At 67.6% G+C, this 21,622-nt stretch carries 20 protein-coding genes; 12 read left to right on the forward strand and 8 right to left on the reverse strand.

Annotated features, from left to right (window positions below):
- The 3 genes from P3W75_RS08375 to P3W75_RS08385 form a co-directional block, all read right to left on the reverse strand.
- Positions 1-1,271: methyl-accepting chemotaxis protein (locus P3W75_RS08375; RefSeq protein WP_276226904.1), on the reverse strand; the 1,271-nt coding region annotated here is incomplete at its 3' end.
- A 390-nt stretch (positions 1,272-1,661) separates the two neighbouring features.
- Positions 1,662-3,557: a methyl-accepting chemotaxis protein gene (locus P3W75_RS08380; protein ID WP_276226905.1), complete on the reverse strand. Its 1,896-nt coding sequence runs from the start codon at positions 3,555-3,557 to the stop codon at positions 1,662-1,664.
- 190 nt (positions 3,558-3,747) lie between these two features.
- Positions 3,748-3,951, reverse strand: a complete 204-nt coding sequence (locus P3W75_RS08385) for a Flp family type IVb pilin (RefSeq protein WP_276226935.1) — start codon at positions 3,949-3,951, stop codon at positions 3,748-3,750.
- Positions 3,952-4,314: 363 nt separating this feature from the next.
- On the opposite strand from P3W75_RS08385, the gene cpaB reads away from it, so the two are divergent.
- The 9 genes from cpaB (at position 4,315) to P3W75_RS08430 (ending at position 13,685) form a co-directional block, all read left to right on the forward strand.
- Positions 4,315-5,238: a Flp pilus assembly protein CpaB gene (gene cpaB / locus P3W75_RS08390; protein WP_276226906.1), complete on the forward strand. Its 924-nt coding sequence runs from the start codon at positions 4,315-4,317 to the stop codon at positions 5,236-5,238.
- A gap of 16 nt (positions 5,239-5,254) precedes the next feature.
- Positions 5,255-6,514 carry a type II and III secretion system protein family protein gene (locus tag P3W75_RS08395; protein WP_276226907.1) on the forward strand — a complete coding sequence of 420 codons (1,260 nt, stop codon included), beginning with the start codon at positions 5,255-5,257 and terminating at the stop codon, positions 6,512-6,514.
- A gap of 65 nt (positions 6,515-6,579) precedes the next feature.
- Positions 6,580-7,764: a type 4b pilus Flp biogenesis protein TadZ gene (tadZ, locus tag P3W75_RS08400; RefSeq protein ID WP_276226908.1), complete on the forward strand. Its 1,185-nt coding sequence runs from the start codon at positions 6,580-6,582 to the stop codon at positions 7,762-7,764.
- Positions 7,761-9,011 carry a type 4b pilus Flp biogenesis ATPase TadA gene (gene tadA / locus P3W75_RS08405; RefSeq protein WP_276226909.1) on the forward strand — a complete coding sequence of 417 codons (1,251 nt, stop codon included), beginning with the start codon at positions 7,761-7,763 and terminating at the stop codon, positions 9,009-9,011. The genes tadZ and tadA overlap by 4 nt, the downstream gene beginning before the upstream one ends.
- Entirely contained in the window at positions 9,008-9,904 is an 897-nt protein-coding gene (locus P3W75_RS08410) for a type II secretion system F family protein (RefSeq protein ID WP_276226910.1), read from the forward strand. Before tadA ends, P3W75_RS08410 begins: the two co-directional genes overlap by 4 nt.
- Positions 9,905-9,916: 12 nt before the next feature.
- On the forward strand, positions 9,917-10,828 hold the full coding sequence (locus P3W75_RS08415; protein WP_276226911.1) for a type II secretion system F family protein: 912 nt from the start codon (positions 9,917-9,919) through the stop codon (positions 10,826-10,828).
- On the forward strand, positions 10,825-11,601 hold the full coding sequence (locus tag P3W75_RS08420) for a tetratricopeptide repeat protein (RefSeq protein ID WP_276226912.1): 777 nt from the start codon (positions 10,825-10,827) through the stop codon (positions 11,599-11,601). Before P3W75_RS08415 ends, P3W75_RS08420 begins: the two co-directional genes overlap by 4 nt.
- 29 nt (positions 11,602-11,630) lie before the next feature.
- On the forward strand, positions 11,631-11,912 hold the full coding sequence (locus tag P3W75_RS08425) for a DUF3613 domain-containing protein (protein WP_276226913.1): 282 nt from the start codon (positions 11,631-11,633) through the stop codon (positions 11,910-11,912).
- Between the two features lie 24 nt (positions 11,913-11,936).
- Positions 11,937-13,685: a pilus assembly protein TadG-related protein gene (locus tag P3W75_RS08430; RefSeq protein WP_276226914.1), complete on the forward strand. Its 1,749-nt coding sequence runs from the start codon at positions 11,937-11,939 to the stop codon at positions 13,683-13,685.
- 35 nt (positions 13,686-13,720) lie between these two features.
- Here P3W75_RS08430 and P3W75_RS08435 read toward each other — a convergent pair whose 3' ends face one another.
- Both P3W75_RS08435 and P3W75_RS08440 read right to left on the reverse strand, forming a co-directional pair.
- On the reverse strand, positions 13,721-14,551 hold the full coding sequence (locus P3W75_RS08435; protein ID WP_276226915.1) for a response regulator transcription factor: 831 nt from the start codon (positions 14,549-14,551) through the stop codon (positions 13,721-13,723).
- Positions 14,552-14,690: 139 nt separating this feature from the next.
- Entirely contained in the window at positions 14,691-15,182 is a 492-nt protein-coding gene (locus P3W75_RS08440; protein WP_276226916.1) for an A24 family peptidase, read from the reverse strand.
- A gap of 42 nt (positions 15,183-15,224) precedes the next feature.
- Here P3W75_RS08440 and P3W75_RS08445 point away from each other — a divergent pair, with 42 nt between their 5' ends.
- Together P3W75_RS08445 and P3W75_RS08450 are read left to right on the forward strand one after the other, a co-directional pair.
- Complete coding sequence (locus tag P3W75_RS08445) at positions 15,225-15,836, forward strand: TadE/TadG family type IV pilus assembly protein (RefSeq protein ID WP_430765351.1); 612 nt, start codon at positions 15,225-15,227, stop codon at positions 15,834-15,836.
- A 9-nt stretch (positions 15,837-15,845) separates the two neighbouring features.
- The gene (locus tag P3W75_RS08450) at positions 15,846-18,566 is read left to right on the forward strand and encodes a PAS domain-containing sensor histidine kinase (protein WP_276226917.1); all 2,721 of its coding nucleotides are present in this window, start codon (positions 15,846-15,848) and stop codon (positions 18,564-18,566) included.
- Positions 18,567-18,617: 51 nt separating this feature from the next.
- On the opposite strand, the gene P3W75_RS08455 is transcribed toward P3W75_RS08450, so the two are convergent.
- Positions 18,618-20,087 (reverse strand): inorganic phosphate transporter, encoded by a 1,470-nt coding sequence (locus P3W75_RS08455; protein WP_276226918.1) that lies wholly within the window; start codon positions 20,085-20,087, stop codon positions 18,618-18,620.
- A gap of 229 nt (positions 20,088-20,316) precedes the next feature.
- Entirely contained in the window at positions 20,317-20,538 is a 222-nt protein-coding gene (locus tag P3W75_RS08460; protein ID WP_276226919.1) for a hypothetical protein, read from the reverse strand.
- 179 nt (positions 20,539-20,717) lie between these two features.
- On the opposite strand from P3W75_RS08460, the gene P3W75_RS08465 reads away from it, so the two are divergent.
- Complete coding sequence (locus P3W75_RS08465; protein ID WP_276226920.1) at positions 20,718-21,023, forward strand: PsiF family protein; 306 nt, start codon at positions 20,718-20,720, stop codon at positions 21,021-21,023.
- Between the two features lie 398 nt (positions 21,024-21,421).
- Here the strand turns inward: P3W75_RS08465 and P3W75_RS08470 are convergent, their stop codons facing one another.
- On the reverse strand, positions 21,422-21,556 hold the full coding sequence (locus P3W75_RS08470; protein WP_276226921.1) for a hypothetical protein: 135 nt from the start codon (positions 21,554-21,556) through the stop codon (positions 21,422-21,424).
- Positions 21,557-21,622: the final 66 nt, after the last annotated feature.

Consider the following 21,622-nt stretch of genomic DNA (forward strand, 5'->3'; position numbering starts at 1 on the left):
CCATCGCCGGCCTGGTGGCTGGCGTCGCTGGCGTGGTGCGAGGCGTCGGCGGCGTTGCGGGCGATTTCCTGGGCGGCGGCGCCCAGCTCGTTGATCGCCGCGGCCACGCTGTTGGTGCGGTTGGACTGCTCGTCGGAGTTGGCCATCGACGAGTTGGAGGCGTTGACCACCAGCTGCGAGACGTCATGCAGTTGGCGCGCGGTGCCGGCGACTTCGCGGATCGACTGGTGGATACGCTCGACGAAGCGGTTGAAGGCGTTGGCCAGCACGCCGAATTCATCGTGGCTGTGCACCACCAGGCGCTTGGTCAGGTCGCCCTCGCCCTGGGCGATGTCCTGCATGGCGCGGCCCATGGCGGTCAGCGGCTGCATCAGCACGCGGATCAGCATGCCCAGCAGGAGCAGGATCGCGACAATCGCCACCAGCGCGGCAATCACAGCGGTAGTGCGGAACTTGCTGAGCATGGCATAGGCCTTGTCCTTGTCGATGGACAGGCCGATGTACCAGTTCACCGACGGCAGGCCCTTCACCGGGGTGAAGGCGAGGATGCGGGTATTGCCGTTCAGCTCGCTTTCGCTGAAGCCGGCGCCGACCCGCGGGGTGTTCTGCGGGTAGATCTCGCTGAGGTTCTTCATCACCTGCTGCTTGTCCGGGGCGACCAGCACCTTGCCGTCGCCGCTGACCAGGAAGGCGTAGCCCATGCCGCTGAAGTCCAGCGAGTTGATGATCTGCACGATGGCCTGCAGGTTGAGGTCGCCGCCGACCACGCCGAGGGTCTGGCCGTTGGCCTGGGACGGGGTGGCGATGGTGATGATCAGCTGGCCGGTGGCGGCGTCGACGTAGGGCTCGGTGAGGGTGGTGCCGCCGGCGTTCAGGGCGTCCTTGTACCAGGGGCGGGTACGCGGGTCGTAGCCGTCGGGCATCTTGTCGTTCGGGCGCATGGTGAAGACGCCGTCGGCCTGGCCCAGGTAGGTGAAGTTGAAGGTCGAGGTCAGCGCCTTCTGTTCCAGCAGGGCGCCGAGGGCGGCCGGCGAGCTGTCATGGCTGATGTTCTGCGCGGTCATCTCGACCAGCAGCAGGCGGCCGCTGAGCCAGTTCTGGATGTTGTTGGCGGTCACCTCGCCCATTTCCTGCAGGTAGGACTCCAGGTCGGCGCGGATGGCGTTGCGCTGCAGCGAGTCGTTGTACAGGGTGAAGAGGGCGAACGCGGCGAAAACCACCAGGGAAGCGGCCAGCAGTATCTTGTGGCTGAACTTCAGGTTTTTCATCATCTTGTTTTGCATCCAGGAGGAGGCCAGTGGGTGACGGGGTTCGGCGATGGGTCCGAGTTCCGTTATGGTCGGCCGCGCGCGGGGTAGGCGGCGGTTGTCGGCGCGTCACGCGGATGGCGTGCGGCCTGGTGGCAGTCCTGTGCCGAGCAGCCCTTGCCCGGGGCTGGAGCGCCCGCAGAACGGGGCATCCAGACTAAAAGTCGGCATTTTCTGTCAGAAGCTTTAGCGAGGCGGACGAACGGTCGTAGGTAGGGCCTGAAGTGCAGAGGAAGACCTTCGCGAGCAAGCGCGCTCCTACAGGCGATACGAACGCTTTGCGTAGGAGCGAGCTTGCTCGCGAACATACGAAAAAGGCGCCCTTGGGCGCCTTTTTCGTGGGTGGTTGCTGGGTCAGATGCGGAAACTGTCCACCAACTGGCGCAGGCGGCCGGCCTGGTTCTCCAGGTCGGCGCAGGCGCGCAGGGTGGCCTGCAGGTTCTCCACGCCTTCCTGGTTGAGGGTGTTGATCTCGGTGATGTCCATGTTCAGCGAGTCGACCACGGCGGTCTGCTCTTCGGTGGCGGTGGCCACTGACTGGTTCATCGCGTCGATCTCGCTGATCCGCCCGGTCACGCTGGCCAGGCGCTGGCCGGCGCGGTTGGCGATCTCCACGCTTTCCAGGCTGTAGCGCTGGCTTTCGCCCATGGTGTTCACCGCCTCGCGGGCGCCAACCTGCAGTTCCTCGATCATGCCCTGGATCTGCTGCGCCGATTCCTGGGCGCGGTGCGCGAGGTTGCGCACTTCGTCGGCGACCACGGCGAAGCCACGGCCGGCTTCCCCGGCGCGGGCCGCTTCGATGGCGGCGTTGAGGGCGAGCAGGTTGGTCTGCTCGGAGATGCCCTTGATGACTTCGAGGATCTGCCCGATGTTCACCGTGCGGCTGTTCAGCGACTCGATGTGGGTGCTGGCGTAGCTGATCTTCTCCGACAGCAGGTTCATCGCGCTGATGCTCTGCTCCACGACCTGACGACCGTCGCCGGCCTGCTGGCTGGCGTCGCTGGCGTGGTGCGAGGCGTCGGCGGCGTTGCGGGCGATCTCCTGGGCGGCGGCGCCCAGCTCGTTGATCGCCGCGGCCACGCTGTTGGTGCGGGTCGACTGCTCGTCGGAGTTGGCCATCGACGAGTTGGAGGCGTTGACCACCAGCTGCGACACGTCATGCAGCTGGCGCGCGGTGCCGGCGACTTCGCGGATCGACTGGTGGATCCGCTCGACGAAGCGGTTGAAGGCGTCGGCCAGCACGCCGAATTCGTCGCGGCTGTGCACCACCAGGCGTTTGGTCAGGTCGCCTTCGCCCTGGGCGATGTCCTGCATGGCGCGGCCCATGGCGGTGAGCGGTTGCATCAGCACGCGGATCAGCATGCCGAGCAGGAAGATGATCGCAACTATGGCCACCAGGGTGGCGATGATGGCCGAGGTGCGGAAGTCGCTGAGCATGGCGAAGGCGGCGCTCTTGTCGAGCACCAGGGCGACGTACCAGTTGACCCCGGGCAGGCCCTCGATGCGGGTCATCGAGACCAGCTGGGTTTTACCGTCCACTTCCACTTCCTGGACCCCGGCGCGCACTTGCGGCGCGCCGTGCGGGTAGACCTCGGCGAGCGTCTTGAAGACCTTGTCGGCGTCCGGGTGCAGGAGGATCTTGCCGGCGTCGCTGACCAGGAAGGCGTAGCCGTCGCCGTCGAACTTCAGCGAGTTGATGATGGCGGTGATGGTTTCCAGCTTCATGTCGCCGGCGGCCACGCCGACCAGCTGGCCGTTGCGCATGACCGGCATGGACATGGCGAGGATCTGCTCCTTGGTGCCGGCGTCGAGGAACGGCTCGGTGACGATCAGCCGGCCGGCGGCCACGGCGTCCTTGTACCAGCCGCGCTGGCGCGGGTCGTAGCCGTCGGGCATGGGCGCGTAGGGGCGCATGGTGAACACGCCGCTGGCGGCGTCGCCCAGGTACACCGACTCGAAGTTCTGCTGCAGCACCCGCTGTTCCAGCACGTGCTGGACGCGTTCCGCGGTGGGCTCGCCGTCGGCCAGTTGCGCGGCCTCCATTTCCACCAGGTGGATGCGGCCTTCCAGCCAGCTCTGGATGTTGCTGGCGGTGAGGGCGCCGATCTGCCGCAGCGAGGTCTCGGTGTCCTCCTGGATGGCGCGGCTCTGGCGGAAGTCGTTGAAGAAGATGAAGCAGGCGAAGGCGAAGGTCACCACGAGGGAGGCCGCCAGAAGGATCTTCTTGGCGAAGGACAACGAGCGAAGCATGGGGAAAGCATCCTGCGGGAACAGCGGAGTGGGCAGGGCTTATCGGCCGTTTCCTACGGGACTTTAGCGTGGTGATGGCAAAATGGCGTCAGATTTTTCGCGCAAACGAAAACTCCCATGCTCTGGTGAGGGCATGGGAGTGCTCTGGAATAGTGGACAGGGCAACGTGCTGCATCCTGATGGTTATTGATCAGTTGCCAGAACCGGTACCTGTGAGCGCAGTGGTAATTGCAGTAAAAGTTGCTGCCAGTTGGGTTTTGAGACCGGTCAGTGTGCCAACCAGCGCAACAATGATAAGTCCGGCGATAACCGCGTACTCGATGGCGGTCGCGGCCTCTTCATCCTGGGCGAAAGCCTTGCACTTGCAGTAGAGATTCAACGAGAGGTCTTTGATGTTCATGGCCGCGGCTCCTTGCACGTCCAACTTCCAGGGCGGATGCCCCGAACACGTCTTCAGGCTAGGCAGGCCGGGCGCGAAAGCAAGCGGTCAAATGGCATTAAGACCTTCTGATTAATACCGGGGATATAGTCGGCAAGGTGTTTGGCAAAGCGCCACTATTGCATTTGACGGCAGAGGATGGGCGGCTAAATTCTCAGTCGTAACAAGCAATTTCTTATTATCGGGAATCGTTCTTAAACGTTAGTTTCCGACCGCCGAGAAGAACAAGCAGTAATTGCTCGAACTCGGCATTGCATTGAATAAGCCCGGTTCATCCAAGCGACTCCTGTCCTCCCGAAGTAGTGCAAGGAAGTAGCCATGAATAGCAAGGTGCTGATGGTTTTCGCCGGGCTTCTGCTGGTGGGAGCGGTGGTGGTGGGTTACCTGGGGCTGTCCATCGGCAAGCCCCAGGCGCCGGTGGTCAGTGCGCAACCATCGGCTGTCGAGCTGCCCGCCCAGGTCGACAAGTTGCAGCGCACCCCCGTTGTTGTCGTCACCCGCGACCTGCCGGCGCTGGCCGTGCTGGGCAAGGACGACCTGCGCCTGGAGTACCTGCAGACGCCGCCGGCAGGCAGTTTCGCCAAGCTCGACAGCCTGCTCGGGCAACGTGTCTGGCTGGCGGTGCCGGCCGGCAGCATCCTTTCCGGCGCCGTGCTCGAACCTGGCGGCCCACTGGCGCGGACCATCCGTCCGGACGAGCGGGCCATGGCCATCGCCGTGGACGATGTGGTCGGCGGTGGCGGCTTCGTCCTGCCCGGCGACTATGTCGACGTGATGCTGTATGTCGCCGACCAGCAGGGCATGGAGCGCAATCTCAGCGCCCAGGTGGTGCTGCCGGGGGTACGCGTACTCACCTATGGCGAGCAGATCGCGGTGGCCCAGGATGGCCAGGCACGCGACGACAAGGCCAAGGACGGTGAGCGCAAGGTCGCGCGCACCGCGGTGCTGGCGGTGCCGGCGGACGCCACCGCGCGCCTGATGCTGGCCAGCCAGGCCGGCTCGCTGCGCCTGGCGATACGCAGCAAGGACGAGAACCTCTACGAGAAAGAACAGCAGGGCCATTACCTGCGCGCCTCGCTCGATGCGTCGGGCAGCGAGGCGATCAGCCTCGACCAGTTGCTTGGCCGCCGCGCGCCGGCAGCTGCCGCCGCCCAGCCGGCCAGCCGCCGCCAGGTGGGGCCGGCCGTCGGCGCCGGGGTAGTGGTCTACCGCGGCAGCACAGTCACCCACGAAGCGCCTTGAGCTAGGGAGTAGCGACATGATTCGGGGATTGCGGTCGGGGATTTCCCGGCGCCGCCTTGGCGCCTGCCTGGCGGGCGCGTTGCTGTGTTCGGCGGTGGGGGCCGCCCAGGCGGTGCCCAGCGCCTGCGAAGGCCTGGCCCTGCAGAAGCTGGTGCTGGCGTTGGAGCAGGGCGGCCAGCGCGACCAGCAGCTGCCGCTGCCGATCAGGCGGCTGGCCATCGGTGATCCACAGGTGGCCGACGTGCAATTGCTCGACAAGCGCAGCTTCCTGGTCACCGGCAAGGCCCAGGGCGAAACCAGCCTGCTGGTCTGGACCGGTTGCCCGGGCGACCCGTTGCGCGCCCGTGTGCAGGTCGCCGGGCGCGCCATCGGTGACGTCGCTGCGGCCAGTGATGCGAGCGCCGCCGGCCTGACCAGCCAGGTGCAAACCGACATCCGCTTCGTCGAGGTCAGCCGCAGCAAGCTCAAGCAGGCCAGCACCTCGCTGGTGCGCAAGGGCTCCAACCTCTTCGTGTTCGGCTCGCCGGGCAGCCTCAACGGCATCAGCGTTGGCCAGGACGGCGGCGTCAGCGGTAACTTCGGCACCGGCAGCAGCGGTTTCAACATCATCTGGGGCGGCGGCAGCAGCAAGGTCCTGGGCTTCCTCAACATGCTCGAAGGCAGCGGCTTCGCCTACACCCTGGCGCGCCCCAGCCTGGTCGCCACCAGCGGGCAGAGCGCGTCCTTCCTGGCCGGCGGCGAGTTCCCGATCCCGGTGCCCAACGGCGATAACAACAACATCACCATCGAGTACAAGGAGTACGGCGTGCGCCTGACCCTGACGCCGACGGTGATGTCGACCGGGCGCATCGCCCTGAAGGTGGCGCCGGAAGTCAGCGAGCTGGACTTCTCCGCCGGCATCCAGACCGCCGGCATCTCGGTGCCCGCGCTCAATGTGCGGCGCACCGATACCAGCGTGATCCTCGCCGACGGCGAAAGCTTCGTGATCAGCGGGCTGACCAGCAGCAACACGGTGAGCAACGTCGACAAGTTCCCCGGCCTGGGCAACCTGCCGGTGATAGGCGCGTTCTTCCGTTCCTCGCAACTGAGCAAGGACGACCGCGAGCTGCTCATGGTGGTCACCCCGCACCTGGTCCAGCCGCTGGCGGCCAACGCCAGCCTGCCGAAGATGCCCGGCGAAGGCCTGCGCAACTACGACCCCGGTTTCGGCGAGTTCTATTTCCTGGAGAACGGCAAGTTCGATGGCCGTGGCTCCTCCAGCGGGATGTCCGAGTGATGGCCGGCGACCTGCTGATCCGGCCCGCGGGCCGCGCGTCGACCGCACAGAACAGGAGCGCCAGCATGAGCCAGACGTTCGTCGCCTTGACCCAGCACCCGGGCGAACTGGAGTGGCTGCAGAGCAGCCTGGCCAGCAACGGCCAGGTGATCTCCGCCGGCAGCGGCACCCTGGAGGAGCTGCTGGCACTGCTCGACGTGACCGGCGCCGGGGTGCTCTTCATCAGCCTGAACAAGGCCAACCTGGTGGTGCACAGCGCCCTGGTCGAGGGCCTGGTTTCGGCGCGGCCGATGCTCTCGGTGGTGGCCATCGGCGACGGCCTGGACAACCAGCTGGTGCTGGCGGCGATGCGCGCCGGCGCCCGCGACTTCATCACCTACGGCGCCCGCGCCAGTGAGCTCAGCGGGTTGGTCCGGCGCCTCGGCGGGCGCCTGCCGAGCGTGCCGGTGAGCGCGGCGCGCCAGGGCGAGCTGCTGACCCTGGTCAGCGCGCGGCCGGACGCCGACGGCGCCTTCGTCGCCCTGCACCTGGCCATGGCCCTGCAGACCCAGGCGGAGCACCAGGTGCTGCTGGTGGACATCGGCCAGCCCAGCGGCGAGGCCCTGGCGATCCTCGGCATGGAGTCGGCCTTCAGCTTCGCCGACGCCATGCGCAACCTGCGCCGCCTCGACCAGACCCTGATCGACAGCGCCTTCACCCGCCACGAATCCGGGCTGCGCGTGCTCAGCCTGTCGGACGAGCCGGGGGTGCTGGAGCGCCTGACCACCGCTGAGCTGTACCTGCTGCTGGGCAACCTGCGCAGCGCCTTCAGCCACGTGCTGATCAACCTCACCGGGGTGCCCGAAGGCGAGCTCAGCAGCCAGTTGTTGCAACAGGCCAACCGCATCCTCTGGCTGGTCGACCAGAGCGTGCCGTCGTGCAAGAAAGGCCTGGAGCGCCTGCGCCGCCTGCGCGAACGCAGCCAGGCGCTGCCGCGCATCGAACTGCTGGTGGAGCGTTACCTGCCGGCGGTGCCGCCGGACGAGCAGGCGCTGTGCCGGATGTTCGGCCTGGAGACCTTCGGCGTGTTGCCGGCCTCGGCGGAGGCGCGGCTGCGCTCGAAGAACCTCGGCCGCAGCCTGTTCGAGATCGCCCCGCGCGACCCGCTGTCGGTGAAGCTGCGGGCCATGGCCGAGGAGCTCGGCGCGCTGCCCGGTGAACAGCGTCGGCGCTTCCCCTGGTTCGGCCGGGCCAAGGCGGTGCGCACATGAGCTACGGCGGCGTCGGCGGTTTCGCCAACAAGCACGAGCAGGAGATGCAGGCGCTGAAGATGCGCCTGCATCGCTACATCATCGACGAGATCGACGAAGACGGCATGAACCTGCTGGAGGGCGCGCGCCCGGCGGTGGCCCAGTACGTCTCCGAGAAGGTCTGCGAATACGCCGCGCGGCGCCAGCTGGCGATTTCCCGCTACGAGCTGGACCGCCTGGCCGAGGAAGTGGTCGACGAGCTGACCGGCTTCGGCCCGCTGGAAATCCTGCTGCGCGACCCGGGCATCAGCGAAATCCTGGTCAACGGTCCCGACCGGGTGTTCGTCGAGCACCAGGGCCGGCTGTACCAGAGCGACCTGCGCTTCATCGACGACCACCATGTGCAGCGGGTCATCCAGCGCATCCTCGCGCCGCTCGGGCGGCGCCTGGACGAGTCCAGCCCGATGGTCGACGCGCGCCTGCCCGACGGCAGCCGGGTCAACGCGATCATCCCGCCGGTGGCCCTCGACGGCCCGTGCATCTCCATCCGCAAGTTCAGCAAGGAACTGCTGCAGAGCGCCGACCTGCTGGCCTACCAGAGCGTCGACGAGGCGCTGCTGGGCTTCCTCCGCCAGGCCGTGGGCAACCGCTGCAACATCCTCATCAGCGGCGGCACCGGTACCGGCAAGACCACCCTGCTCAACGTCCTCAGCGGCTTCATCGACGAGCGCGAGCGCATCGTCACCATCGAGGACACCGCCGAACTGCAGTTGGGCCACGACCACGTGGTGCGCCTGGAAACCCGCCCGCCGAACGCCGAGGGCCACGGCGAAGTGACCGCCCGCGACCTGATCCGCAACGCCCTGCGCATGCGCCCGGACCGCATCATCCTCGGTGAGATCCGTGGCGTCGAAGTGCTCGACGTGCTGCAGGCGATGAACACCGGCCACGACGGCTCGATGAGCACCGTGCACGCGAACACCGCGCTGGATTCGCTGCTGCGCATGGAGATGCTGGTCGGCCTGACCGGCCACAAGATCCCCGAGACCACCCTGCGCCAGATGATCTGCGCGGCGCTCGACGTGGTGGTGCAGATCACCCGCCAGGCCAACGGCCGGCGCTGCATCAGCGAGGTGCTGGAGGTGCTGGAGGTACGCGATGGCATCTACGTGACCAACTCGCTGTTCACCCTCGACCGGCGTGGCACCGGGCAGTTCGTGCGCACCGGCGCGCCGTCCGGGTTGAAGTTCCGCCAGGTGCCGGCATGAGCGCCGGTGCCACGCTGCTGATCGTCGCCAGCCTGGTGCTGGTCGGCCTGGCCTGCATGCTGGCGGGCCTGAGCGTGCGCGCGCGGCACAACGAACTGGTGGTGCGGCGCCTCGATCCGGGCCTGGTCCCTTCAGGGGCGACGCCGGTGCGCCAGCGCAGCCAGCACTGGCTGGCGCGACGCATGCGGCGCGCCGGGATCGTCAACATGCAGCCATGGCTGCTGGGGGCGGTGACGGCGGTGGCCGTGCTGACCATGCTGGGGGCGCACCTCGCTGGCGTGCCCGGGGCGGTGCTGGCTGGCGCGTTGGCACTGCTGCTGTGCGGCGGTCTGCTCGGCGTGCTTTACCGCCGCCGGCTACAACGGATGATTCAGCAGATGCCACGCTTCCTCGACCAGATCGTGCGCAGCCTGCACGCCGGGCGCACCCTGGGCGACGCCATCGAGCAGGCGGTGAACGCTGCCGACGACCCCCTGCGCTCGATCTTCGCCCAGGCCAGCAACCATGTGCAGCTGGGCATCAGCCTCCCCGAGGCGTTGCAGGAAATCGCCGAGCTGTACGACGTCGAGGAACTGCACATCCTGGCCTTGGGGGTGGCGGTCAACTACCGCTACGGCGGCAACACCACCGACCTGCTGGACAACATCATCAAGGTCATCCACGAGCGCGAGAAGATCAGCCGCCAGTTGCGCGCCATGACCGGCGAGACCCGCTTCAGCGCGCTGGTGCTGGCGGTGCTGCCGGCGGCGCTGGGTGGCTACATCCTGGCGACCAACCCCGGCTATCTCGCGTCGATGTGGAACGACCACGCGGGGCGCATGATGCTGCTCACGTCGCTGGGCCTGCAGCTGCTGGGCTGCTTCACGCTCTGGCGGATGCTCAAGAGCGTATAGGGAGGGAGCGAGATGGGCGCATCCTGGTACGTGGCGTTGGCCCTGCTGCTGGCGGTGGCCGCCATCGCCCTGGCTGTTTCCCAGAGCCGCGCGGCGAACCGCGAGCAACGCCTGATCGAACAGCGCCTGGGCGGCGGAACGGGCGCCCAGGACCTTGGGCGCTGGAGCAGCCGCACCCTGGAGCGCCTGAGCGGCAGCGGTCTGGGGCGGCGCCTGCACCTGCGCGACAACGAAGTGCGTCAGTTGCTCACCCGCGCCGGCTGGAGCGGCAACCTGCCGCGTAGCCTGTACCAGACCCTGCAAGTGGCCACGCCGCTGCTGCTGTGCCTGCTGGTGGTGCTGTTCGGCGTGATCAATGGGCGCAGCCCGGATGGCCTGGTGTTGCCATTGGTGTTCGCCGGCGGCATCGGTTTCCTGCTGCCCAAGCGCGTACTCGCGCACCTGGCGGGCAAGCGCAGCCGCAAGCTGGCCGAAGAGACCATCGTGTTCATCCAGTTGATCCGCATCCTGTTCGACGCCGGCCTCACCGTCGAGCAGGCCCTGCGCGTGGTCCAGTTGGAGGGGCGCGGCATAGTGCCGGTGCTGGCCGAAGAGCTGGGCCTGGCGCTCGGCCACGCCGACAGCGGCCTGGACCTGGCCGAGGAACTGGAGCAACTGAGCCGGCGCATGCAGGTGAGCGAACTGACCGACTGCTGCGGCGTGCTGCGCCAGATGCTGCGCCAGGGCGGCAGCGCGCGGGCTTCGCTGATGACCCTCAAGGAACTCTTCGAGGACCGGCGCCTGACCTCGCTGCAGGAAAAGATCGGCAAGCTTTCGGCCAAGATGAGCCTGGTGATGATCGCGCTGCTGTTCCCGGCGCTGCTGATCATTCTCGCCGGGCCCGGCTTCATGGCCATCACCAAGGCACTGGGGGGAATTCGATGAGAACACTGTTCGCGCTGGGCCTTTGCGCCCTGGCCCTGGGCGGCTGCGCCAACCTGCCGGGCGGCGCGCCGATGGTCGGCCAGCGCTGCGACGGCGACCTCAGCCAGGCGCAGACGCTGCAACTGGACGTGGCGCGCGACATGCTCAAGGACGGGCGCCTGCACGCGGCGCTGGCGCACCTGGAGACCATGCCGCCGCAGCTGCTGGAAGTACGCGAGAGCAAGGCCATAGCCCTGCGCCGCATCGGCAGTCCGCAGGCCAAGGCGCTGTATATCGGCCTGCTGGACACCTGCAAGGCCGGCGAGGCGCACCATGGCCTGGGCCAGATCGCCCTGCGCGAGGGCCAGGTGGCCGAGGCCGAGCGCGAGCTGCGCGAGGCCGCGCGGCTGCAACCCACCGACAGCATGATCCGCAACGACCTGGGTGTGGTCCTGCTGCGCAAGGGCGACAACGAAGGCGCGCGCTTCGAATTTCTCACCGCCGTCGAACTGGGCGACGGCGGCAAGCTGCCGGCGACCAACCTGCTCAGCCTCTTGTTCCTCGAAGGCGAGAACAGCCAGGCGGCGGCGCTGATCGACAAGGCGCAGCTGTCCGACGAACAGGTGCGCCAGGCCCACCAGCGCGCCGACGCGCTGAAGCCCGGCGCGCCGACGCAGCCGGTGGCGGCGGAGGGCGTGGTGCAGGTCGAGGCGGGGCCGGCGCAGCCGTTGCCGGCGGAGGACAACGCGGCGGCCGAGGTGCGCGACGCCGCGCTGCTGGTCAAGGCGCATTGACGCAGCCCAAGGGGGCCGGGAGAGCGAGCATGAAAGGGATGATCCTCGGCGGCCTGCTGCTGGCCGCGCCGTTGTACCTGCCGGCCGCCGAAGCGCCGCGACCGCAGCCGGGCACCAGCGCCTACGACCAGTGGGAGGTGGACAACTGGCTGCAGTTGCAACGCAGCGGCCAGGTGGCCTCGGCGAACCGCCAGAGCGCCACCCCGGCGGAACGCGAGCGCGCCTACCAGCGCTACCTGAACAGCTACACCCACCCGATTCCGGAATACCTGCTGGACAACTACCAGGACTTCAACACCGGCAAGAAGTGACGCCCGGCGTCAAGGAGTTGAGCCATGTTCGGCACTCGTCAGCGTGGCGCCATCGGCATCATGGCGGCGGTCACCCTGTTGCTGGGGCTGATCTGCCTGGTGCTGGTGGTGGACACCGGACGCCTCTACCTGGAGCAGCGCAAGCTGCAGCGCGTGGCGGACATGGCGGCGCTGGAAACGGCGACCCAGAGCGGCATGTGCGGCACCCAGAGCAGCGCCGCCCTGCTGGCCCTGGCGCGCGCCAGCGCGCAGCGCAACGGCTTTCCCAGCGACGGCACGCTGAGCGCGGCGCTGGGCGATGTCGGTTTCGACGGCAGCGGCCAGCTGCGGCTGTTCAGCGCCGGCAATACCACCTGGAACGACTCGGTCAAGGTCGTGGTCACGCGCAGTGTCGCCTCCAGCATCATCCTCAATGCCGCCGCGGTGTTCGGCGCCAAGACACCGACCCGGGTAACCCTCACGGCCCAGGCGGTGGCGCGGCGCGCGGCGATGGCGGGGCTGTCGGCGGGGGCGGGGCTGGCCAGGGTGAACACCGCCAATTCGCCCTTGCTCAATCCGTTGCTCGGGGCCCTGCTGGGAACCAACCTGTCCCTGAGCGTCGCGACCTACGAAGGACTGGCTGGCGCCAATATCAGCCTGTTGTCCCTGGGCCAGCAGCTGCAGGCCGCCGGCGTCAGCCTCAACCTGGGCTCGGTGGACAGCCTGCTCGGGGCCAACGTCAGCGTGGCCCAACTGATCAACGCCATGGTCAACGCCGCGGACGCCTCCCAGGTCGCCGGGGTCGACGCGTCGCTGCTGCGCACCGCGCTGGCGACGATCAAGGTGCCCACGGCGCAGCTGAGCTTGGGCCAGATCCTGTCGGTCATCGCACCGGACTCGGCCCGTGACGCGGCCCTGGGCGCCGACGTGAACCTGGGCGACCTGCTGATGGCCACCGCGATGGTCGCGAACAAGAACCATGCGGTGAGCATTCCCGGCTTGACCGTCGGTATCGCCGGCACCACCGCGACCATCCAGCTGACGGTCATCAGCCCGCCGACCATCGCCATCGGTTATCCCGGCAAGGACGGCAGCGGCAACTGGCGGACCGTGGCGCGCAACGCCCAGGTCAACCTCGTGCTGACGGCCGACTCCAACCTGCTCAACCTCAACCTGGTCAACGCCCACATCGTGCTCAGCCTCACCGCCTTCCAGGGCTCCGCCGCCCTCGCCAGCATCCAGTGCGCCGGGCCCGGGCAGGACGCCACGGTCGGCGTGGCGGCGGCGCCCGGCATCGCCAGCCTGGGACTCAATGTGACTGCAGGGGTCATTGGCATTGGCGGCAATTACCTGGCCAATGCGACCGTGACCTCCAGCCCGGCGTCGATGAACATCGCCGCGCCAGGCGAGCAGCCACTGAGCTTCGACATCGGCAAGTTGCCCAGTGACGTGCAGACGGCCCAGAGTCCGCTGGGGACGTCGCTGGCGGCCGGCGTGGCCAGCCTGGGAAAGAACCTCAAGGTGGATGTGTCGCTGGGGGGGCTGCTGTGCAACCTGCCGCTGGTTTCCTGGCTGACCTGCGGCTTGAGCAGCGTGGTCAACTCATTGCTCAGTTCGGTGGTCAGTTCGGTGGCCAATCTCGAGGCGATCCTGACAACCGCGTTGAGCAACGTGCTCGGCGCCCTGGCCTCGGTGTTGATCGACCCCTTGCTGCAACTGCTCGGCATCCAGACCGGCATCCTCGACGTACGCATCATCGACCTGCAGAGCGCCGGTGCGGAGTTGCTGATCTAGACAGGGGGAGGGCGCGGCCGCCAGCCGCGCCCGGTTCAGTGCACGGCGTGGCTGCCCTGGCTGGCGCTGGGTGACAGGGCCAGCGCCAGCTGGGTGCGGTTGTGCATGTGCATCAGCCGCAGCACCTGGGATACGTAGAGCTTCACGGTGTTCTCGGTGATGCCCAGCTCGTAGGCGATCTGGTAGTTGGTCAGGCCCTTGCTGACCAGCCGGGCCACCGCCTGCTGGCGCGGCGAGAGCTTGCCGAACAGCGGGTTGTTGATGGTCGCCGGGGCGGCCTGGCCGCCTTCCGGCGCCGGGCTGGCCACGGCTTCCTCGCAGTCGGGCTTGAGCGCGGGGCTGCCCTGGGCGCCGCCGTGGACTTCGTACTTGATCTTGTGGATATCGCGGGAGATCGAGTTCAGCGATTCGGCCAGGTATTCCAGGCGCTGGTTCACCTGGTTCAGGCTGAGCTGGCTGCGGGTATGTTCGTACAGGCGGGTTTCCAGGCGTTCCAGGCCTTGCAGCAGTTCCTGCGGGGCGACCGGTTTCTGGTAGTAGTCGGCGGCGCCGACGCGCATCGCGTCTATCACTTCCTGGCTGCCCTTCTGCCCGGTGAGGATCACCGTCTCGAACAGGCGCCCGGCACCGGCCGCCTCCTTGAGCGCTTCGACCACCCGGATGCCGCTGTCGCGGCCCAGGCCCAGGTCGCAGATGACCAGGCCGATGCCCGGTTCGGCGCGGAACTGTCGCACGGCGCCTTCCCGGTCGCTGCTGGCGAAGCAGCGGTAGCCCTGGTTCTCCAACAGTTCGCAAAGTTCACTGGTCACATCGGGCTCATCATCGATGACCAGCACACTGAAACGGCGATGCGCTGTCTTGTCCATCACGGCACGCTCCTAGCGTTTCCCTTTAATACTTATTGGTTGCAATGGGAGTGAATCTCACTGGCGCTCAATCCTTCGATATCCATGACGCCAGGTATTAGCTCAAAACATATAGTCCCTTGGTCTGAGTATCGGCAAGTCAGCCGGTTGGATTACTGATGAACAGCAGTTGCAGCAGAAACCCGACGAACAGTGCGAAGAGGAAGGGAAAGGATTTGCCCCGCTGCGGCGCCAGCGCGCTCAATTGCCGGGCCAACCCTGGCGGCAGGCCTGGCGTTGCGGCCAGCGGACGCGCGGCGAGCATCAGCACTACCGTGACCAGGCAGGCCAGCGCCAGGCTGTAGAGCAGGGTGAACGGCTCGCTGGCCAGGCCCAGCGCCGGCGCCAGCTTGGCGTCGGCGGCGCCGAGCTTGCCGAGCAGGTAGCCCGGCAGGGTCAGCGCCAGCCCCAGCAGGCCAGCCACCAGCGCCGCGCCAAGGCCATGGCCGAGCAGGCTGTGGCCGGTGAGCGGCAGCCAGGCCAGGGCGATGCCGCAGGCGCCCAGGGTCAGCAGATTGTCCACCCGCCGGCGACGCAGGTCCTGCCAGGCGCACAGCGCCAGCCAGAAGATCACAGCCAGGGTTTCCCACATGATCTCGGATGCATCCTTGTATCGCCAAATGGAATTAATACCTTGAGCCAGGATGCCGACTTTCATCAGGCAACTAGTATTGAACAACAGCCGGCGAAGTTTGCCAGGGCAAACAAGACTCACAACTTTCTGCCGGGCGGCGAAGGCCATCAGGGTTGGCGAAGGTTCCCGTTCTTCACAGGAGTGGCGGGCATGGGCGAAGCGGGATTGGGAAGGCGCCAGGGCGGGGCGATCGCGATCGAGTTCGCGGCGGTGTTCATCCTGTTTTTCGCCGTGTTCTACGGCCTGCTGGCCTACTGCATACCCATGCTGATGCTGCAGTCGTTCAACGACGCGGCGGCGGCCGGGGCGCGGGTCGCTGTGTCGGTCAATCCCTCACTGCAACCGGCGGCCTACCAGGCGGCGGCGCAAACCGTGGTCGGCCAGGCGGTGCGCGATCGCCTGAGCTGGATGCCGAGCGCCTGGTATACCGGCTGCACCGGCAGCGACTACATGGCCACGCCGGTCGCCGAGGGCAGCCACACTCGCATCACCGTCTGCGTTCGCTACCCCGCCGGCAAGGCGCCCATCGTTCCGGTCCTGACCCTGCCGGGCATTGGCGCGGTGCCGCGCCTGCCCGACGTGCTGCAGGGCCAGGCCAGTCTCCTGTTGTAGGACCGCCGCATGTTCGACTTCATCCGCAATCTCACGGGCGGGCAGGGCGACGACGGCCAGGCCTTCGGCACCGCGCCGTCCACCCTGGACGCCGAGCGCGGCGACGCCTGGAGCCTGTTCTGCGGGCACTGGGACATCTGCCTGGAACTGGACGGCAGCGACCGCGTGCTGCGCGTCGGCGGGCGCCAGGCGCACCGCCTGCAGCGTCCGCAGCAGACCCAGCCCGGTGGGCTGGGCGAGTACCTGGAGCGGCGTACCTCGCTCGCCGGCAACCTCGCCGGGCTGCGCCACGGCGAGCGTCTCGACCTGGCCCTGCGCAGCCTCGGCGAGCTGCCGCTGGTGTGCCGCTTCCAGGCGTTGCCCCAGGCCGAGCAGGGCTGCCTGCTGGTGGGCAGCGATATCTCCGACCTCAACTGGCAGAGCGACAACCAGCAGCACAAGCTGCAGTGCTTGAGTTTGAGCAAGCTGCTCAGCCACCGCCTGCGCCACGCCCGCACCAGCCACCTGCCGGAGGCCGTGAGCGAAGTGCTGGAAGCCTTCGCCAGCGCTTTCCAGATGCAGTCCATGGCACTGCTGCTGGGTCGCCCGAGCGGCCAGGCTGGGGTCTACGCCGCCTACGTGCGCGCCGGTACCGACAGCCTGCTGCGCGAAGGCCTGAGCTTGCCGGCCGACGAGTTGCGGGCGGCGACCGGCGCGCAACTGCTGGTTCGCGATAGCGGCCGCTCGGGGCTACTCGAGGCGCTGTGTTGCGGACGCCTGTACCTGATTCCCGCGCCCACCCGAGGCGGCCAGCTGGCCGGCCTGCTCGCCGAGCCGGCGGAAGGCGCGCCGGCCTGGCCGCCACAGGTGGACTGGGCGTTTCTCGCCGAGCAACTGGCCAACCAGGTGCTCGAACGCACCCAGCTGCACAGCCTGCGCGACGACGCGCGCAAGCTCGATCAATTGCAGGAAATGGTCGGCGGCGGCTGGTGGCGCCTGCGCCGCGATACCGCGCGGATGGAGCTGTCGCCGGCGGCGGCGCGCTGCCTGGCGCTGGACGAGGCGACCCGCGAGCTGGCCCTGGACGACCTGCTGCAACGCCTGCACCCGGCCGACGCCGACGAGCTGGCGCTGCGCCTGCGCAGCCTGGCGCCCGCCGCCAACCTGCGCCAGGACCTGCGCCTGCGCGGCGGCGGCTGGCTGCGCCTGAGCGGGCGCCAGCAGCGGCGCGACGGCGCCGGCCTGGTGGACGGCGTGCTGTTGGACATCAGCGAGGGCAAGCAGCAGGAGCGCGACGCCCTGGAAGCCCACGCGCGGCTGCGCAGCCTGATCGACAGCGCGCCCGTGGTGATCTACGTGCAGCGCGTCGAGGACGGCCACCTGATTCCCGAGTTCTTCAGCGAGAGCGCCGGCAACCTGCTTGGCCTGGATATCCAGGCGCGCAGCTGGCAGGCCCTGGCCGAGAGGGTCCACCCGGAGGACCTGGACGTGTTCCTCGAACGCGGCCGCAGCCTGCTGCGCGAAGGTCGCGTGCAGGCCGAGTATCGCCTGCGCGACAGCGCCGGCGAATGGCACTGGCTGTACGACGAGGCCAAGCTGCTGCGCGACGCCCAGGGCATGCCGCGCGAGGCCGTGGGCTTGTGGCTGGACGTCACCGAGCGGCACCAGGCGGCGCTGCGCATCGCCGCCAGCGAAGAACGCTACCGCGCGCTGGTGGAGGATTCGCCGGCGCTGATCTGCCGCTACTCGGCCGACCTGCAGCTGACCTTCGTCAACCGCACCTTCGCCGAACTGCTCGGCGAGCCGGTGGAGGCGCTGCTCGGCAGGCGCCTGGACCAGTGGCTCGGCGAGCGCGATTGCAGCGCCCTGCGCGCACGCCTGCTGGGCGAAGGCGCCGCCGAGGAAAGCTGGGAGCTGCGCTTCAGCCTGCCCGGCCAGCAATACCGCTGGCTGGTGTGGAGCGACCGTCTGCTGCGCGACGACCAGGGCCGGCCCCGTGAAGTGCAGGCGGTGGGCCGCGACGACACGGCGGTGCGCCGCGCCCAGCAACAACTGGCCCAGGGCGCCAAGATGGCCAGCCTGGGCGAGATGGTCAGCGGCATGGCCCACGAGATGAAACAGCCGCTGCACGTGATGCGCATGTCGGTGTTCAATGCCCGCCAGCGCCTGGCCGACCCGGATTACCTGCGCGAGAAGCTGGACCGCGTCGACGCCCAGGTCGACCGGCTGACCCGGGTGATCGGCCACATGGGCGTGTTCAGCCGCCGCTCGGAGCTGGACATGGCGCCGTTCGACCCCTTCCACGCCTGCGAGGAGGCGCTGCAATTGCTCGGCGAGAGCCTGACCCAGCAGGGCGTCAGCGTGGAGCTGTCGGCACCGGCGCAGCGCTGCAAGGTCAACGGCTTCGCCGACCAGCTCGAACAGGTGCTGATCAACCTGCTGGCCAACGCCCGCGACGCGCTGCTGGCGCGCGAGCAAGGCGCGCGCTGGATCGGCATCAGCCAGCAGGCCTGCGCCGAGCCGGGTTGGGTGGAGCTGCACGTGCGCGACAACGCCGGCGGCATCGAGCCGGCGCTGCTGGAGCGGATCTTCGAACCCTTCTTCACCACCAAGCCGATCGGCAAGGGCACCGGCCTGGGCCTGTCGGTGAGCTTCGACCTGATCCGCAACATGGGGGGCAGCCTGGCTGTGGACAACTTCGCCGAGGGCGCCCGCTTCATCATCCGCCTGCCGCTGCTGCGCGAGGCCTGAAACGCACAACGCCTGCACGAGGCAGGCGTTGTGACGGGCGCTTTCCGGCTGTCAGTAGAAGCGCGAGGCCAGCCAGAACAGGCCGGCGGCCAGGCCCATGGAGGCGGGCAGGGTGAGCACCCAGGCCAGCAGGATGTTGCGCACGGTGCCGCTCTGCAGGCCGCTGCGGTTGGCGACCATGGTGCCGGCGACGCCGGAGGACAGCACGTGGGTGGTGGACACCGGCAGGCTGTACAGGTTGGCCATGCCGATCGCCGCGGTGGCGGTGAGCTGGGCGCTGATGCCCTGGGCGTAGGACATGCCCTGCTTGCCGATCTTCTCGCCGACGGTGAGCACCACGCGCTTCCAGCCGACCATGGTACCGACGCCGAGGGCCAGGGCCACCGCGATGATCACCCAGAAGGGCGCGTATTCGGTAGTACTGGTCAGGTCCTTGCGCAGCTTCTCCAGGTCGGCCTTCTCGCGGGCCGGCAGGGTGTCGAGCTTGCCGACCTTCTTCGCGGTGTCGTCCAGGCACAGCAGGTAGCGGCGCACCTGCACGCGGCTGTCCGGGGACAGCTCGGTGTAGCTGGAGACGCTCTGGATATCGCTCAGCAGGCCCTTGAGGGTGGCCTCGGTCTGCTTCGGCTCGCAGCGGTACAGCTCGGGCATCTCGCCGGTGTCGGCCTTGCCCAGGGCGAGCATCTCGCCGAGCACGTCGGTGTGGCGCTGGTAGAACTGGCCCAGGTGCACGGCCGCGTCGCGGGTGCGCTCGATCTGGTAGGTGGTGCTGTTCAGGTCGAGGACGAACTTCGCCGGGACGATGCCGATCAGCACCAGCATGATCAGGCCGATACCTTTCTGGCCGTCGTTGGAGCCGTGCACGAAGCTCACGGTCATGGCCGAGAGCACCAGCACCAGGCGGTTCCAGAACGGCGGATGCTTCTTCTCGTCGACTTCGCGGCGGGTTTCCGGGGTCTTGTGCATCTTCGACAGCGGGTACAGCTTCTTCAGGCCGATCAGCACCAGGGCGGCGATGATGAAGCCGGCGAACGGCGAGAAGATCAGCGACATCCCGATGTCGATCGCCTTCTGCCAGTTCACCCCGTCGGCCAGCGGCACGCCGGTGATCAGCGCGTTGGCCAGGCCGACGCCGAGGATCGAGCCGATCAGGGTGTGCGAGCTGGAGGCGGGGATGCCGAAGTACCAGGTGCCCAGGTTCCAGGCGATGGCCGCGGCCAGCAGCGAGAACACCATGGCCAGGCCATGGCCGCTGTTGACGTTGATCAGCAGCTCAACCGGCAGCAGGTGGACGATGGCATAGGCCACGCCGACGCCACCGAGCAGCACACCGAGGAAGTTGAAGATGCCGGAGAGGATCACCGCGCGATACGGCGACATGGCCTTGGTGTAGATCACCGTGGCCACGGCGTTGGCGGTGTCGTGGAAGCCGTTGATGAACTCGAAGGCCAGGACGAAACCCAGGGCCAGTATCAGGCTGACGCCTACCCAGGGATCGAGTCCGCTGAAGAGATCGAACATGAAATTTCTGTGACCGGTCGGTGACGGGGCGGCGATTATGCCAGAAGCGACGGAAAGTCGTCCGAAAGCTGACGGCTTTCTCGAAATCCGGCGACGCCCGGTTCATGGGCGCTGGCGTGGAGGTGGCAACGCCTTGATACTTTTTGGCCACCCCCAGCGGCCTTCTCAACCCCTTGATCCGCAAGACGTTTCGCGCGAGCCAAGGGGGCTGCGCGAAGGCTCGCGGGGCTCAGGGGGTGTCTGCGGCGTCTTGCCGCTGGGCCTTCTCCAGCTCGCTTTGCATCTTCTCCAGCTCGCGATCGAAAGCCTTGTCCTGCACGGTGGGGCGCTTGCGCCAGGGCTTCTTGTCGGGCTCGGGTTGGGCGGCGTAGAGGGTCACCTCGCCGCCGTAGACGTCCTTGTAACGCTGTTCCTGGCGCTCCAGTTCGGCGCGCAGCTCGTCTTTCGTCACCTGTTTTCCTGATGGCGTTGTGGCTGATGGAAGGGGATATGCCTGCAAAGCATAGCAGCGCCGATTATAAACGCCGGCAGGCGCCTGCGGGGCGCGGGAATTTCAGAGGGCGTCCGATTCGCACAAATGTAACAGCAGGCTACGCTCAGGAAGCGATCAACATTCAAGGAGACCGCTCCATGATCAAGCTCCGCCTTCCCCTGCTGCTGTGCGCCCTGCTGTTCTCGGTGCAGGGCTTCGCCGCCAACACCGCGCAACAGGACAAGATGAAGACCTGCAACGCCGACGCCACCGCCAAGACCCTCAAGGGCGACGAGCGCAAGGCATTCATGAGCACCTGCCTGAAGGCCGGCGGCAGCGCCGACGCGGCGAAGAAACTGACCCCGCAGCAGGAGAAAATGAAAACCTGCAACGCCGACGCGGCGGCCAAGTCGCTGAAGGGCGACGAGCGCAAGACCTTCATGAGCACCTGCCTGAAGAAATAGGCCGGGCGGTTGACGTGAAAAGGGCAGCCTTGGCTGCCCTTTGTCGTTTCCGCGCCAGTGGCGGCTCTGCGTAGGAGCGGACTTCGTCCGCGAAGCATCGGTAGCGCACTCTGTAGGAGCGAGCTTGCTCGCGAACGGACGTGCCGGCGGTTGCGGTGTACGGGTTTGGCACCGTAACCCTCTCCCCAGCCCTCTCCCTGAAGGGAGAGGGGGCCGTTCGGCGTTGCCGGGAGGTTCAGCACCATCCTTCCATCCCGTCATTCCCGCGACCCCAGTGCCTCGCGGTTCATCGTAGGAGTGGAGTCAAACTCCCGAGCACAGCAGCCAGGCCACCGCCAGCAGGTAGAAGAGCAGCGAGCCGTCTTCGGCGAGCGGCGACTGCATCAGCGCGCGGGCGTTCATGACCGGGTCACTGCCGACCAGTACCCCTGCGCATTGCGGAAGGGTTGGCGGGCCATCTGTTCCGGGCGGGTGACCCCGGCGGCGCGCAGGGCGTTGACCAGGGCTGAAAAGGAATGTGCGGTATAGCTCATGGCGGGCTCCTTGCGTTCCGTCGGTTTCTCTCTGGGACGGGCATATGAAACCGCGCGCGGGGCCAT

The organism is Pseudomonas citronellolis, assembly GCF_029335315.1.
GTDB classification, from domain to species: Bacteria; Pseudomonadota; Gammaproteobacteria; order Pseudomonadales; family Pseudomonadaceae; genus Pseudomonas; species Pseudomonas citronellolis_A.